General features: G+C 63.9%; 15 protein-coding genes. 4 read left to right on the forward strand and 11 right to left on the reverse strand.

The annotated features are described in order from the left end of the window. The 3 genes from X726_RS0135835 to X726_RS147060 form a co-directional block, all read right to left on the reverse strand. Nucleotides 1–190, reverse strand: a 190-nt coding sequence (locus X726_RS0135835) for an ATP-binding cassette domain-containing protein (protein ID WP_031215214.1), incomplete at its 3' end; no start/stop codon positions are given. Continuing rightward, nucleotides 187–1758, reverse strand: a complete 1572-nt coding sequence (locus X726_RS147065) for an iron ABC transporter permease (RefSeq protein ID WP_031215216.1) — start codon at nucleotides 1756–1758, stop codon at nucleotides 187–189. The genes X726_RS0135835 and X726_RS147065, both read right to left, overlap by 4 nt. A gap of 154 nt (nucleotides 1759–1912) precedes the next feature. Next, nucleotides 1913–2920 (reverse strand): iron ABC transporter substrate-binding protein, encoded by a 1008-nt coding sequence (locus tag X726_RS147060; protein WP_023685327.1) that lies wholly within the window; start codon nucleotides 2918–2920, stop codon nucleotides 1913–1915. Between the two features lie 204 nt (nucleotides 2921–3124). Here X726_RS147060 and X726_RS147055 point away from each other — a divergent pair, with 204 nt between their 5' ends. The 3 genes from X726_RS147055 to X726_RS147045 all read left to right on the forward strand — a co-directional run bounded on the left by X726_RS147055 (nucleotide 3125) and on the right by X726_RS147045 (nucleotide 6453). Beyond that, complete coding sequence (locus tag X726_RS147055; RefSeq protein ID WP_023671665.1) at nucleotides 3125–3676, forward strand: sigma-70 family RNA polymerase sigma factor; 552 nt, start codon at nucleotides 3125–3127, stop codon at nucleotides 3674–3676. A 1-nt stretch (nucleotide 3677) separates the two neighbouring features. Then, nucleotides 3678–4316 carry an NrsF family protein gene (locus X726_RS147050; protein WP_023671666.1) on the forward strand — a complete coding sequence of 213 codons (639 nt, stop codon included), beginning with the start codon at nucleotides 3678–3680 and terminating at the stop codon, nucleotides 4314–4316. A gap of 202 nt (nucleotides 4317–4518) precedes the next feature. After that, nucleotides 4519–6453, forward strand: a complete 1935-nt coding sequence (locus tag X726_RS147045; protein WP_050588569.1) for a PAS domain S-box protein — start codon at nucleotides 4519–4521, stop codon at nucleotides 6451–6453. Nucleotides 6454–6480: 27 nt separating this feature from the next. Here X726_RS147045 and X726_RS147040 read toward each other — a convergent pair whose 3' ends face one another. The 7 genes from X726_RS147040 to X726_RS147010 form a co-directional block, all read right to left on the reverse strand. After that, entirely contained in the window at nucleotides 6481–7359 is an 879-nt protein-coding gene (locus X726_RS147040) for a 3-hydroxybutyryl-CoA dehydrogenase (protein ID WP_023671668.1), read from the reverse strand. A 120-nt stretch (nucleotides 7360–7479) separates the two neighbouring features. Then, nucleotides 7480–8409 (reverse strand): electron transfer flavoprotein subunit alpha/FixB family protein, encoded by a 930-nt coding sequence (locus X726_RS147035; RefSeq protein WP_023671669.1) that lies wholly within the window; start codon nucleotides 8407–8409, stop codon nucleotides 7480–7482. A 20-nt stretch (nucleotides 8410–8429) separates the two neighbouring features. Further along, nucleotides 8430–9179, reverse strand: coding sequence for an electron transfer flavoprotein subunit beta/FixA family protein (locus X726_RS147030; RefSeq protein ID WP_023671670.1), 750 nt, complete (start codon nucleotides 9177–9179; stop codon nucleotides 8430–8432). 215 nt (nucleotides 9180–9394) lie between these two features. Beyond that, nucleotides 9395–10195, reverse strand: coding sequence for a rhomboid family intramembrane serine protease (locus X726_RS147025; RefSeq protein WP_023671671.1), 801 nt, complete (start codon nucleotides 10193–10195; stop codon nucleotides 9395–9397). A gap of 29 nt (nucleotides 10196–10224) precedes the next feature. Next, nucleotides 10225–10806, reverse strand: a complete 582-nt coding sequence (locus X726_RS147020) for a cob(I)yrinic acid a,c-diamide adenosyltransferase (RefSeq protein WP_023671672.1) — start codon at nucleotides 10804–10806, stop codon at nucleotides 10225–10227. A gap of 19 nt (nucleotides 10807–10825) precedes the next feature. After that, nucleotides 10826–11017 carry a twin transmembrane helix small protein gene (locus tag X726_RS147015; RefSeq protein ID WP_023671673.1) on the reverse strand — a complete coding sequence of 64 codons (192 nt, stop codon included), beginning with the start codon at nucleotides 11015–11017 and terminating at the stop codon, nucleotides 10826–10828. 24 nt (nucleotides 11018–11041) lie between these two features. Next, the gene (locus tag X726_RS147010) at nucleotides 11042–11908 is read right to left on the reverse strand and encodes an SDR family oxidoreductase (RefSeq protein WP_023671674.1); all 867 of its coding nucleotides are present in this window, start codon (nucleotides 11906–11908) and stop codon (nucleotides 11042–11044) included. A 60-nt stretch (nucleotides 11909–11968) separates the two neighbouring features. Between X726_RS147010 and X726_RS147005 the strand changes: the two genes are divergently transcribed. Further along, nucleotides 11969–12820: a YihY/virulence factor BrkB family protein gene (locus tag X726_RS147005; RefSeq protein ID WP_023671675.1), complete on the forward strand. Its 852-nt coding sequence runs from the start codon at nucleotides 11969–11971 to the stop codon at nucleotides 12818–12820. Here X726_RS147005 and X726_RS147000 read toward each other — a convergent pair. Continuing rightward, nucleotides 12817–13692: a DMT family transporter gene (locus X726_RS147000; RefSeq protein WP_023671676.1), complete on the reverse strand. Its 876-nt coding sequence runs from the start codon at nucleotides 13690–13692 to the stop codon at nucleotides 12817–12819. The two genes, X726_RS147005 and X726_RS147000, sit on opposite strands and share 4 nt — an antisense overlap. Nucleotides 13693–13827 lie beyond the last annotated feature (135 nt).

The raw sequence follows: 13827 nt of genomic DNA on the forward strand, positions 1-13827 counted from the left end.
CGTCGAGCACGACGCGGCCCTGGTCGGGCGCCTCGAAGCCGGCAATCAGCCGCAGCAACGTCGTCTTGCCGCAGCCGGACGGGCCGACGATCGCGGTGCGACTGCCGCTTGCGGCGCTGAGCTCGATGCCGGCAAGGGCTGCGACCGGGCCGTAGTGCTTGGTGAGGCCACTGATTTCGAGAAAGCTCATCGCCCGGCCATCCGTTTCGACTGGACATAGAGCAGCCAGGTCAGCGGCAGCGACATCGTCACCATGATGAAGGCGTAAGGGGCGGCCGACGCATAGTCGATCTCGCCGCTATAGGACCAGAACGCCATGGCCAGCGTGCGCGTGCCGTTGGGCGCCAGCATCTGGGTGGCGGTCAACTCGTTCATGATGCCGAGCGCGACCAGCGCCATCCCGGCCGCAGCCCCCGGCGCCGACAGGCGAATCGTTGTCGACCAAAGCGCCTTCAGCGGCGGCCGGCCAAGGCTGGCGGCGGCGCGTTCGAGCTCGACCGGCGCCTGTGCGATCGAGGCTCTGAGGCTGATCAAGGCGCGCGGCAGGAACATCAGGGCATAGGCGACCAGGATTGTGAACAGCGTCTGGTAGAGCGGCATGGCGATGCGCACGGTAATGGTGACCAAGGCCAGCGCGATGACCACGCCGGGCAGCGAACCGACAATGTAGTTGCAGCCTTCGAGCAGCCGCTGCAGCGGTCCCGGCGCGCGGATCGAGATCCAGGCCATCGGCATGGCGGCGATGGTCGCAAGCAAGGCGCCGGCCAGCGCCAGGAACAGCGTCTGGCCAAGCGCCAGGCCGATCTCGTCCAAACGCCAGACATCGGCGCCGCCGGCGACCAGCCAGCCGCCGATGGTGACGAAGGGCACGCCGATGGCGAGAAGCGTGGCGATGGCAGGCAGAGCCAGGCAGGGCAGGGTGGCGCGACCGAGCCTGGTGCGCTGCTGGCGGCGCGCGGCACCCGAGCCTACGCGGGCATAGCGTTCCTCGCCGCGCACCAGCACCTCCAGCGCGAGCAGCACGAAGCAGCAAGTCACCAGGACGCCGGCCAGCATGTTGGCGGCGGGACCGTTGAAGGTCGACTGGAACTGGTCGACGATCGCCGTGGTGAAAGTGTCGAAGCGGATGAAGACGTAGAGGCCGTATTCGGCCAGCAGATGCAGGCCGACCAGCAGCGCGCCGCCGCAAATGGCCAGTCTCAGCTGCGGCAGCACGACACGCCAAAACACCCGCCATGGTCCAAGGCCGAGTGCTGCGGCTGCGTCCTCCAAAGCAGGATCGAGCCGGCGCAGAGCCGCCGCCAGCGGCAGATAGAGGAACGGGAAATAGGCGAGAACCGAGACCAGCACGCCGGCCCACAGGCCGTGCAAGGTCGGCACCATGGTGATCCAGGCGTAGGAATGCACGAAGGCGGGGATGGCGAGCGGCGCCACCGACAGCCAAGCCCACAGGCGGGCGCCGGGCAGGTCGCTGCGCTCGGTCAGCCATGCCAGCGTCACCGACAGCACGGTGGCGATCGGCACGGTGAGCGCCACCAGAAGCACGGTGTTGACCAGAAGTTCGCCGACGCGCGGCCGGAAGACCAGGGCCGAAGCAGTGTCCCAGCCGATCTGCACACCGATCCAGATGATGAACGCCAGCGGCAGCAGCGACAGCAGCGAGACAACTATGGCGGCAAGCGCGATCCAGGACATGGGCTTCCGGCGGGACCGCCCGACTGTCTGGCCTGAACGTGCGAGATCGACCGCAGTTTGCATCAGCTCGACCGCGCCACTGCCGCCGGGGCGGGGGCGCCGCAGGCGCGGCCGGAAACGCAATGTGTTGTCATGGACAATGCCATCTCGAAAACAGAGCGCTCCTGCGGAAAGTCCGGCAGGAGCGCAATCGTTGCCCTTTTAGGACGAACCCAGCCTAAAGCAAGCCGGCTGCCGTCATCAGGTCCGTCACCTTTTTGGAGTTCAGTGTCGCCGGATCGACCTTCGGCGCCTGCAGGTCGGCCAGCGGCACCAGCTTGGGATTGGACTGCGCGTCCTTGCCGATAGCGTATTCGAAGGACGTGCCGGTCTTCAGCACGTCCTGGCCGCCTTTCCCGGTCACCCATTTGAGGAACGCCTGGGCTTCCTTCGGGTGTTTGCTCGAGGCGAGCACGCCGCCGCCGGAGATCGAGACGAAAGCGCCGGGATCCTGGTTCTTGAAATAATGCAGTTCGACGTTCTTGCTGTTTTCGCCGGTCTTTGCCTGATCGCCGAAATAGTAATAGTGGTAGATGATTCCGCCTTCGATCTCGCCGGCATTGACCGCCTTCATCACCGTGCCGTTGCCCTTGTAGGCGGTGAAATTCTCCTTCATGGCCTTCAGCCAGTCGGCGGTTGCGGCTTCGCCCTTGAGCTCGAGCAACGCGCTGACGATGGCCTGAAAATCGGCGCCGGAAGGCGAGGCTGCCCAGCGGCCTTTCCAGCTCGGATCGGCGAGATCGAGCATCGATTTGGGCAGCTTTTCGGCCGTGAGCTTGGTTTTGTTGTAGGCAAAGACGGTGCTGCGCGCCGCGACACCCACCCATCTGCCGCTGCTCGGCTGGAATTCGGCCGGGACTTGCGCCAGCGTGTCGGCGTCGACCGGCGCGAAAAGGCCCGCCGCTTCGACCAGGGTCATCGCCGGCGAGTTTTCGGTCAGGAACACGTCGGCCGGCGAAGAAGCGCCCTCGGCGACGATCTGGTTGGAGAAATCGCTGTCGCCGCCATTGCGCAGCGTGACCTTGATGCCGGTTTCCTTGGTGAAACCTTCGACCCATTCCTTGGCCAGGCTCTCATGCTGGGCGTTGTAGACGATGATGCCGGCATCCGCGGCCATCGCCGGCCCGGCGATCATGCTCACGGCCAGCGCTGTGGCCCCCGCTAGGGTGGAGAGCGTGTATCTCATGGCGTCATCCTCAGTCTCGGTGGTTCTGGTTTCGCAGGCTGCACCTATCGATACCTGACAGCAGTAGTCAACATTGCTCGGCTGCTTCAATCGGTCGCCGCTCCCGCAAACTTTCGTGATTTTGCGGCACTTTGGCTTGGACATCATTTCGCCGGACACGTAACAAATCGGTGCCGAGGCGCGAAGATCGGGGAGTGAACTCTTGTGAGCGGCAAGGATGAGGCCGAGCTTTCCCGGCTGATGCGGGCCGCGATCGCGGGAGATGAAAGGGCCTACGCCGACTTTTTGCACCGGATCGCCGCGCTGGTTCGCGGCTTTGCGAGGCGCAAGATCGTACAGGGCGGGGTCGATCCCGAGGATGTCGTGCAGGAAACCTTGCTGGCCATTCATGTGAAACGGCATACCTGGCGCCAGGACGCGCCGGTGTTGCCATGGATCTATGCGATAGCCCGCTTCAAGCTGATCGATGCTTTCCGGCGGCGCGGACGGCGCATCGAAATCGAGATCGACGAGATCGCCGAGACCTTTGCCGAGCCGGAAACCGAGACCGTCAGCGAACGCGACATCAACCGGGCGCTGGACGGACTGCCGGCTGCGCAGCGTTCCGTCGTTTCTTCGATCTCGGTCGACGGCCGCTCCATCGGCGAGACGGCGGCCAGGCTCGGCGTCAGCGAGACGGCGGTGCGGGTGTCGCTGCATCGCGGGCTTGCCGCGATCGCCAAGCGATTTGGGCAGGGGCGCTTCGGGCGGCAGTGACATGAGGACGGAGGATCTCATCAAGGCACTCGACGCCGACACAAGCAGCAAGGCGATGCCGCTGCGCTCGGCCTGGTTGATGGCGGCGGCAGCCGCGGCGGTGATCGCGGCTCTGGTCTTCTTTCTCACCATCGGCCCGCGTCCCGACATCATGACCGCCATGCACACGATGCGGTTCCTGGCGAAGTTCGTGTTCACCATCGTGCTCGCCGTCACCGCCTTTGGCCTGGTCCGGGCGTTGTCGACGCCGGGCGCTTCGACGGCAAGAGCCGCGGCCTGGATGCTGGCGGCGCCGCTGCTGGTGGCCGTGGCGGTGGCTCTCGAACTGTTCATGGTGCCGGAGCCGATGTGGAGCACGCGCATGGTCGGCTCCAACATGATGATCTGCATGGGCTTCATCCCGCTGATCGGAATCGGCCCGCTTGCCGTCTTCCTGTGGATGCTGCGCTATGGAGCGCCGACGCGGCCGGTGTTGGCCGGGGCGGTCGCGGGACTGCTCGCCGGCGGCCTGGCGGCGACCTTCTACGCCGCGCACTGCTTCGACGATTCTCCGCTTTTCGTCGCCACCTGGTACACGCTCGCCATCGCCGTCCTCGCCGGTCTGGGCGCGCTCGGGGGACGGTTCTTCGTGCGCTGGTGACCGGGCCGTCCAAGATCGCCCAATAATCACCGATCCTTAATCATGCCGGGAATTGTTTGCGGGTTCACCGTGTTGCCGGTGGCTCCGGCGCAACCTTTCCTTAAAATCGATCATCCAGTGTTTTTTGCAGAAATGTGTTGCGCATGGGATGGCATGCACAGTGATGCGACGAGAGCGAAAAAGCCTGCGGGCTGACAGTCACGTGGCTTTGGTGCTTGCGGCCGGAGGGCTTTGCGCTGCCGTGGTCGCGCTCCTGCTGTCGCGGCTCGATGTCAGCGCCGAAGTGCTGAAACTCTGCCTGCAGATATCGGTGCCGGTCGCCGCCGTTGCGCTGATTCTCGCCGCCCTGTTCATTTACCGGATACTGGACGACCGCCGGCAGATCGCCGAAAGCGAGCAGCGTTTCCGCCGCGCCATGGAGGATTCGGCGATCGGCATCGCCATTGTCGGCCTCGACGGCCGCATCCATGAAACCAACCCGGCCTTCGCCGCCATGCTCGGCTATAGCAAGCAGGAGATCGAGGCGCTGACCTTCTTCCAGATCACCCATCCCGACGATGTGCAGATCGGCCGTGAGACGATGGAAGGCATGCGGGCGGGCACCGTCAACGCCTTCCACTTCGAAAAGCGCTACCTCAGGAAGGACGGCACGCCGGTATGGGCCCATCTTGCCGGTTCCGTCATTCGCGACGAGAAGAGCGGGAGCCCGCTCTACCTGGTCTCCCAGATCGAGGATATCGATGCGCGCAAGCAATCCGAGGCGCGCATAGCCGAGGCCGAAACGCGCTGGAATTTTGCCCTGGCCAGCGCCGGACAAGGCGTCTGGGATCTTGATATGCGGAAGGGCGGCACCACCTACTCCGCCACCTGGGTGAAGATGCTGGGCTATGCCGATGGCGAACTGGACGGCGACCCCGACCGCTGGCTGGCGATGATCCACCCCGACGATCGCGAAAACGTCGCCGAAGCCGATCGTGCCCATCTGGAGGGCAGGACACCGTTCTTCGAAGCCGAGTTCCGGATGCGCCACAAGGATGGCCACTGGGTCTGGATCCTCGACCGCGGCAAGACGCTCGAACGCGACAAGGACGGACGGCTGGTCAGGGCCATCGGCAGCCTGACCGACATCACCCAGCGCAAGCAAACCGAGGAAAGCCTCATCGTATCGGCGGCAATGCTGGCCGACGAGAAGGAGCGGCTGAGGGTGACGCTGCAGTCGATCGGCGACGCCGTCATCTGCACCGATGCCGCAAACCGCATCACCTTCATGAACCCTGTCGCCGAAAAGCTCACCGGCGTTGTTGGCGCAGAGGCGCTCGGCAAGACGCTTGGCCATGTCTACTGGGCGGTGGACGAAGAAACCGGGCAAAGGATCGGCATGACGCGGCCGGCGCTCGGCAGCGCCAGCCCTGTCGACCAGAACAGTCGCGCCGTCCTCATCCGTCGCGACGACACACGCTGCAGCATCCGCCAGGTGGTGTCGCCGATCATGAACGACCGCCAGGAGTTCTGCGGCCTGGTCATTGTCTTCCAGGACTTCACCGATGCGCGCGCCTTGCAGCGCCAGCTCGCCTATGCCGCCGCGCATGATGCGCTGACTGGCCTTGCCAACCGTTCGAGCTTTATCCGCACCATGGAGGAACTGGTCGACCGGAGCCGCAAGGCCGGCACAGCCAGGCCGGCGGGCGAACATCATTTCATGTTCATCGATCTAGACCATTTCAAGCTGGTCAACGACACTGGCGGGCACGCCGCCGGCGACGCCTTGCTGAAGCGGGTTGCCGAGGCCATTCGCGGTGCGCTTGGGCCGGAGGATATCGTGGCCCGCCTCGGCGGCGACGAATTCGCGGTCATCCTGAAAGCCGGGCCGAGCGCCGGCGCCAGGATTGCCGCACGCTCGGTCATCGACGCCATCCGCGGCCTGCAGTTCAGCTGGGACGGCCGGCCGCATGCGATCGATGCCAGCATCGGGCTGGCGCCAATCCACAGCAACAGCGGTGAAGTCGACGAGATCATCGCCCGGGCCGATGCTGCCTGCTATGCGGCCAAGGCCGCCGGCCGCGGCTGTGTTTCCGTGGCGCCTGACGATACCGGGTCAAGAGGCCAAGCAGAGCCGCCGCTTGCAGCGGCGTCCTGAGGGAGCACGGAACTTTCGTTCTGGTGGTTAGCGCGTCGGAACCGGATGCTCGCCGCGATAGTCGTAGAAGCCGCGCCCGGTCTTGCGGCCGAGCCAGCCGGCCTCGACATATTTCACCAGCAGCGGGCAGGGGCGATATTTCGAATCCGACAGGCCGTCATGCAGCACCTGCATAATCGACAGGCAGGTGTCGAGGCCGATGAAATCGGCGAGCTGCAGCGGTCCCATCGGATGGTTGGCGCCGAGCCGCATGGCGGTGTCGATGGCATCGACCGAGCCGACCCCCTCATAGAGCGTGTAGATCGCCTCGTTGATCATCGGCAACAGAATGCGGTTGACGATGAAGGCCGGAAAATCTTCAGAGACGGTGATGGTCTTGTCGAGCTGTTTCACATAGGCCTTGGCCGCCTCGAAGGTCTGATCCTCGGTAGCGATGCCGCGCACCAGTTCGACCAGCTTCATCAGCGGCACGGGGTTCATGAAATGTATGCCGATAAAACGCTCGGGACGGTCGGTCTGCGCCGCAAGCCGGGTGATCGAAATCGACGAGGTGTTGGTCGCCAGAATGGCTTCCGGGTTGAGCTGGGGACAGAGCTGCGCGTAAATCTTGCGCTTGACCGTCTCGTCCTCGGTCGCCGCCTCGATAACCAGATCGGCACCGGCGAGATCAGCCATGGTGGGGGCTGCGGAAATGCGCGCCATCGCTTCGTTACGCAGCTTTTCCTCAAGCTTGCCGGAGCCGACCTGACGGGCCATGTTGCCGCTGACCGTGGCAATGCCCTTCTCGATACGGTCGGGCGAGACGTCGTAGATCAGCACCTTGAAACCCGAAAGTGCTGATACATGCGCGATGCCGCCGCCCATCTGGCCGGCGCCGATGATGCCGATCGTCTCGATCTTGGCCATTTGCAGCGATCCCGTCGAAAAGGCCTTTGCGGCCTGCTTTTTGTGCAGTGCAAACTAAAAGGGTGGGGCAGCTTCGTCTACCCCACCCTTTCACAATTTAATACGCTTTGGCAGAGAGCGTCAAAGCGCCTTTTGCAGTTCCGGCAGGATGACGAACAGGTCGCCGACGAGGCCGTAATCGGCAACCTGGAAGATCGGCGCCTCTTCGTCCTTGTTGATGGCGACGATGACCTTCGAATCCTTCATGCCAGCAAGGTGCTGGATGGCGCCGGAAATGCCGACGGCAATATAGAGGTCCGGCGCCACGACCTTGCCGGTCTGGCCGACCTGCCAGTCATTCGGGGCGTAGCCGGCGTCGACGGCAGCGCGCGAGGCGCCGACGGCTGCACCGAGCTTGTCGGCGACCGGCAGGATGACTTCCTGGAACTTTTCCGAGGAGCCGAGCGCGCGGCCGCCCGAAATGATGATCTTTGCCGAGGTCAGCTCCGGACGGTCGGTTTCCGAGAGTTTGTTCTCGACGAAAGTGGAGAGGCCGGGATTGGCCGCGGCCTTCACCGTCTCGACAGCTGCCGAGCCGCCCTCGGGGGCAGCCTGGAAGGAGGCGGTGCGCACAGTGATGACCCTCTTGGCGTCGGTAGACTGCACCGTCTGGATCGCATTGCCAGCATAGATCGGCCGCTTGAACGTGTCTGGTGAAACCACTTCGATGATCTCGGAGACTTGCGCGACATCGAGCAGGGCCGCCACGCGCGGCGCGACGTTCTTGCCCGACGAGGTCGCCGGCCCGATTATGGTGTCGTAGGCGCCGGCCAGCGAGACAACGAGTGCGGCGAGCGGTTCGGCGAGGCGCTCGGCCAGTTCGTCGGCCTCGGCCAGCAGCACCTTGCTCACGCCCTTGAGCTTGGCGGCGGCGTCGGCAGCGCCTTTGGCGCCTTTGCCGGCGACCAGCACATGCACGTCCGAACCGATCTGCAGCGCCGCCGAGAGCGCTTTGGCGGTCTGGTCGGAAAGAGTTGCGTTGTCGTGTTCTGCGATGAGGAGAATGGTCATTTTATCTGTTCCTTCCAGTCTCAGAGCACGCCGGCTTCGTTCTTCAGCTTGTCGACCAGTTCGGCGACGCTCTTGACCTTCACGCCCGCCTTGCGGCCGCTGGGCTCCTCGGTCTTGAGCACCTTCAGGCGCGGCTTGACGTCGGCGCCGTAATCGGCCGGGCTCTTTTCGTCGAGCGGCTTCTTCTTGGCCTTCATGATGTTGGGCAGCGAGGCGTAGCGCGGCTGGTTGAGGCGAAGATCGGCGGTGATGATCGCCGGCATCTTCAGTTCCACCGTCTGCAGGCCGCCATCGACTTCGCGCGTCACCTTGGCCTTGTCGCCGTCGAGCACGACCTTGGAGGCGAAGGTGCCCTGTGCCCAGCCGAGCAGGGCGGCCAGCATCTGGCCGGTCTGGTTCGAGTCATCATCGATCGCCTGCTTGCCGAGGATCACGAGGCCGGGCTGCTCGGCGTCGACGACGCCCTTCAGCACCTTGGCGACGCCGAGCGGCTCGGTCTGTTCATCTGTCTTGACCAGGATGGCGCGGTCGGCGCCCATGGCGAGCGCGGTGCGGAGCGTTTCCTGCGCCTGCTGCGGGCCGATCGAAACGACGATGATCTCTTCGGCCTTGCCGGCTTCCTTCAGCCGGAGTGCCTCTTCCACCGCGATCTCGTCGAACGGGTTCATCGCCATCTTGACATTGGCGAGTTCAACCGCCGAACCATCAGCCTTGACGCGAACCTTGACGTTCGCATCCACAACCCGCTTCACGGGCACAAGGATCTTCATTTGCCTGTCACCTCTCCTGAGATATCCGGGCGCGCTATAGCAGCGTGCGCCTCCGCAGAGTTGTCGAAAGCCGACATTCCTGACTGAATTGCGGCCAAACGGAATCCTGGCCGGACGAATTCTGGTCTTCTGCCGCCTAGCGGTGGCGCTCTCCGTAGTTGTGGCGACGCAACACGTCAATATGCCACGGCAGCGGCCAAACCACTCAAATCGGTTCAGTTGTGACCGGAAGCGCCACCCCGGCCCCAACGCGTCTCAGGTTGCACGGGAGCCGGACCGGCTGGCGCCGGCCCAATAGAAGCGGCTGGCTGATCGGCGGGTTCCGGCTCGCCGTCGTCACCGGCGAGCAGCGGCACGCCGCGGCTGCGCATGATGAGCACCAGCACGCCACCGGCAATGATGCCGCCAATGTGGCAGGCCCAGGATATCTGGTTTTCGCCGCCGGCGGCAAACATCACCACCTGGAAGCCGATCCACAGGATCAGCGGGATGAAGGCCGGGATACGCAGCGGAATCCGGGCAAAGACCAGCACCCACACTTTCACCCGGGGGTAGAGGACCAGATAGGCGGCGACGACGCCGGCAATGGCGCCGGAGGCGCCGATCAGCGGAACCTCCGAACTCCAGGCGACGAGCCCCTGGAAGAAGGCGCCGGCGATGGCGCAAAGCAGGTAGAAGATGAGGTAGCGGATGTGGCCGAGTGCGTCCTCGACATTATCGCCGAACACCCACAGGAACAGCATGTTGCCGCCGAGATGAAAGATATCGGCATGCAGGAAGGCATAGGTAAGGTAACTCAGGCTCTCGGGAATGACGACGAATTGGGGCGAGAGTTCTGCCGTGTCGTGGACAACCGAAGGAATGAAGCCGAAGCCGAGCACGGCGGCGTTGTTGAAATTTTCGCCGCCGATCGTGGTGATGAGAAAGACCAACACGTTGGCCGCGATCAGGCCGATCGTCACATATTGCAGCCGGATGTGGCGCAACCTGTTGGAGTCGTAAAGCGGGATGAACATGCCCCAAGCCCTTTCCCGCCTTCGAAAATTCAGCGGTTCTTGCCGGGCACCCATAACACGTCGGCATTTCCGTTGTCATTGACCGCACGAGCGGCGACGAACAGAAAGTCCGAGACGCGGTTTATGTATTTCAGCCCCTCGCGATTGACATGTTCGGCCGGGTCCTGCGCCAGTGCCACCATGATCCGCTCGGCCCGTCGCGCCACGGTGCGGGCAAGATGAAGTGCTGCCGCCGCCGGCGTGCCGCCATTGAGCACGAAGGATTTGAGCGGCTGCAGATCCTTGTTGAGAAGGTCGATATCCTTTTCGACGCGGTCGGTCTGCGAGGCGATGATGCGCAGCGGTTCGTAGCCAAGCGGCTTGCCGTCGTCGGGCACGGCGAGATCGGCGCCGAGGTCGAACAAATCGTTCTGGATGCGGGACAGCATGGCGTCGATGGCGGGATAACTTGCCGCTGTGTGCAGGCGGGCGATGCCGATGCAGGCATTGGCTTCATCGACGGTGCCGTAGGCATCGACGCGCAGGTCGGATTTCAGCCTGCGTTCACCGGTGCCGAGGCCAGTGGTGCCGTCATCGCCGGTGCGGGTGTAGATCTTGTTGAGCTTGACCACGTCGCCTCCCGAACGGCCGTCACTTGCGGGTGAAGTACACCACCAGCAGGATCAGTGCCAACGCCAGCGCCTGCAACAGCACGCGCGCCTGCATCAGCTTGTTCGAGCTCACACCGGAGCCGCCGCGCATCATGTTGATGAGGCCGCGGACAAGCACGATCACCACGGCGACCATGACGAGGACGAGGAGGACTTTGATGACGGTTGCCATGATCTGTTCCCAGTTCTGTTGCGGTCAGGCGCGTCTGGCCAGAACGCGGTAGAGCATCGATGCCGGCAGGATGCGCTTGAGCATCACGCCGATCCTGGCCGGCACTGTTACCACATAGTGCGGGCGCGGGCGCCGCGACAGAAGTGCATGGCGCAAGGCCGCATAGACCACCTCCGGCCCCTTTTTCAGCCGTGATGAGCTGCCGCCGGCCCGAAGCCGCGCCAGCTGCGTGGCATAGGCGAGGTGGTGGACGGAATTCTCGTGGTCGATGTTTTTCAGGAACCAGAACAGCCCGTTGCTGGCGATTTTCGAGGTCACCGGCCCCGGTTCGATCAGCGAGACATGGATGCCGCTGCCCCTGAGTTCCTGCTGCATGCACAGCATCAGGCCTTCGAGCGCGTGCTTGGAGGCTGAGTAGGCGCCGCGAAAAGGCACCGGCGCTAGCCCAAGGATCGAGGAACAATGAACGAGGCGGCCATGTCCCTGGCGACGCATTACCGGTACGATGCGTCGGGTGAGGTCGTGCCAGCCGAAGAAATTGGCCTCGAACTGCTCGCGCAATGCCGCAACCGGCAGGTCTTCCACGGCGCCGGGCTGTGCATGGGCGCCGTTGTTGAACAGGGCGTCGAGGCGTCCGCCTGTCCGCTCCAGCACCGAGCCCACAAGGGCTTCGATAGAGTCCGGCTCACGGTAATCGAGGTAAAACGCCTCGATGCCGTCTGCTTCGAGTGAGGCTATGTCTTCAGGCTTGCGCGCCGTTGCAAGCACCCGCCAGCCATCCGCCTTCAGCGCACGGGCGCAGTGGGCGCCTATCCCGGACGAGGCGCCGGTGACGATGATGGTGCGCAACTCTTTGGCAGGCGGCGTCGTGGTTTGAGCAAGGGTTGCCATTTGCCACAATCCCTTCCCATATTCGCGGCGTCGAGACAATCGAAGGGAACGCGGCTCTTGATGCGGAATATCGTCGTGCTGCGCCGCGTGCTCTATGACGCGCTTGGCCATTTCAACACCGATGACGGCTGGGCCATGGCCAGCCATCTGGCGATCACTTCGCTGATGGCGCTGTTCCCGTTCCTGATCTTCGCCACCACGCTGGCGAGCTTCCTCGGCGCGCAGGCGTTCGCCGATACTGCCGTGCACCTGGTCTTCGACACCTGGCCCGAACAGATCGCGAAGCCTATCGCGCGCGAAGTGCTCAACGTGCTGACCGTGCGGCGCACCGATCTTTTGACCTACGGCGTGCTGCTGGCGGCCTATTTCGCCTCCAACGGCATCGAGGCGCTGCGCACCTCGCTCAACCGCGCCTACCGCGTCGCCGAAACGCGCGGCATCATCTACCGCCGGGTGCAGAGCATTTTCTTCGTGCTGATCGCGACGGCCGGTTTCCTGGCGATCAGCGTGCTCCTGGTCTTTGCGCCCTTGCTGGCGCGGCTGGCGGAAGCTCATTTCGAGTGGATCAAACCCTATACGGGCACGATCACGCTGTGGCGTTACGTCATCGCCTCAACCGTCATCATTGGTGGCTTGTTTGCCGTCCACTATTGGCTGCCGGCGGGCAAGCGCCGCTTTGTCTCGCTGGTGCCTGGCATCATTTTCACTCTGGCTGCGTGGCTTGTCGGCTCGACGATGTTCGCGACCTACCTCGACCATTTCTCGTCCTATGTGACGACCTATGCCGGCCTCGCCTCGATCATGATCGCCGTGGTTTTCCTCTATATGCTGTCGGCGATCTTCATCCTCGGCGGCGAACTCAATGCAGCGATCAGCCGCTTTCTCGAAGCGCGCGCGCGTGTCGGCAGCTAGGTTTTGGCTGGCCGAGCCGTGGCCAGCCCGACGCCGAGCGTCGCGATTGCCATGCCGACGATCTGCACGAGGCTGAGCCGTTCGCCGAACAGCGCCCAGGCGATGACAGCGGTGACGGCCGGCACCAGGTAGAACAGCGACGCGACCTTCGACATCTCGCCGTCGCGGATCATCACCATCAGCAAGAAGATGGCGCCGATCGACAGCACCAGGACCAGCCAGGCCATGGCGAAGATCAGTTCGCCGTTGATGATCACCGTGTGGGTCTCAAGGGCCAGCGAAGCCAGGATCATCAGCGAGCCGCCGCCGATATATTGCCACATCGTCGCCGCCACCAGGTCGCCACCCGAGGCATAGCGCTTCTGCCAGATGGTCCCGGCGCTCATGCCCAGCACCGAGACCAGCGACGCCGCCAGCGTTTCGGGCGTAACGCCGCCGCCGAGAGCGCCGAGCTTTGGCCACAGCACGATGATCACCCCCACAAGGCCGACGGCAAGGCCGGCCCAGTGGCGCGGCAGGATGGCCTCGCCGAGGAACCGGCCGGCAAGCACGGCCGTGATCAGTGGCTGCAGGCCGACGATCAGCGCCGAAAGCCCGGCGGGCATGCCCCTGTGGATCGCCCAGAACACCGCGCCGAGATAGATGCCATGCATGAGGATGCCGGAGACCGTGGCGTGAAGCGCTTCTGCCCTTGTGGCTCGCTTCGAGCCAAGCACGAGCATCAGGCCGGCGAGCAGCAAGGCGGCGATGACAAAGCGGGCCGCCAGAAAGGTGAAGGGCTCGGCCCAGGGCATGGCGTAGCGCGCGCCGATGAAACCTGTCGCCCACAGGACGACAAACGAGGCGGGGATGAACCGCTTGAGACTGTGCATTTTCGGGGAAGCCGTTTCCGGTGGAGAGGTCCGATTCGGTGAAGAGACAAATACGGCAATTGCTCTAATGCGGTTCAATCCGGCAAGCAAAGCGAAACAATTGGTACATAAGCTCATCCTGATGTAGGAGGTGGC

This window comes from Mesorhizobium sp. LSJC285A00, assembly GCF_000503155.1.
Taxonomy (GTDB): Bacteria; Pseudomonadota; Alphaproteobacteria; order Rhizobiales; family Rhizobiaceae; genus Mesorhizobium.

Coding starts and splice junctions, on each gene's coding strand:
- X726_RS147060 (WP_023685327.1), bottom strand. CDS start 2,920: ATGAGATACACGCTCTCCACCCTAGCGGGGGCCACAGCGCTGGCCGTG.
- X726_RS147040 (WP_023671668.1), bottom strand. CDS start 7,359: ATGGCCAAGATCGAGACGATCGGCATCATCGGCGCCGGCCAGATGGGC.
- X726_RS147000 (WP_023671676.1), bottom strand. CDS start 13,692: ATGCACAGTCTCAAGCGGTTCATCCCCGCCTCGTTTGTCGTCCTGTGG.
- X726_RS147030 (WP_023671670.1), bottom strand. CDS start 9,179: ATGAAGATCCTTGTGCCCGTGAAGCGGGTTGTGGATGCGAACGTCAAG.
- X726_RS147005 (WP_023671675.1), top strand. CDS start 11,969: ATGCGGAATATCGTCGTGCTGCGCCGCGTGCTCTATGACGCGCTTGGC.
- X726_RS147010 (WP_023671674.1), bottom strand. CDS start 11,908: ATGGCAACCCTTGCTCAAACCACGACGCCGCCTGCCAAAGAGTTGCGC.
- X726_RS147065 (WP_031215216.1), bottom strand. CDS start 1,758: ATGCAAACTGCGGTCGATCTCGCACGTTCAGGCCAGACAGTCGGGCGG.
- X726_RS147050 (WP_023671666.1), top strand. CDS start 3,678: ATGAGGACGGAGGATCTCATCAAGGCACTCGACGCCGACACAAGCAGC.
- X726_RS147015 (WP_023671673.1), bottom strand. CDS start 11,017: ATGGCAACCGTCATCAAAGTCCTCCTCGTCCTCGTCATGGTCGCCGTG.
- X726_RS147025 (WP_023671671.1), bottom strand. CDS start 10,195: ATGTTCATCCCGCTTTACGACTCCAACAGGTTGCGCCACATCCGGCTG.
- X726_RS147035 (WP_023671669.1), bottom strand. CDS start 8,409: ATGACCATTCTCCTCATCGCAGAACACGACAACGCAACTCTTTCCGAC.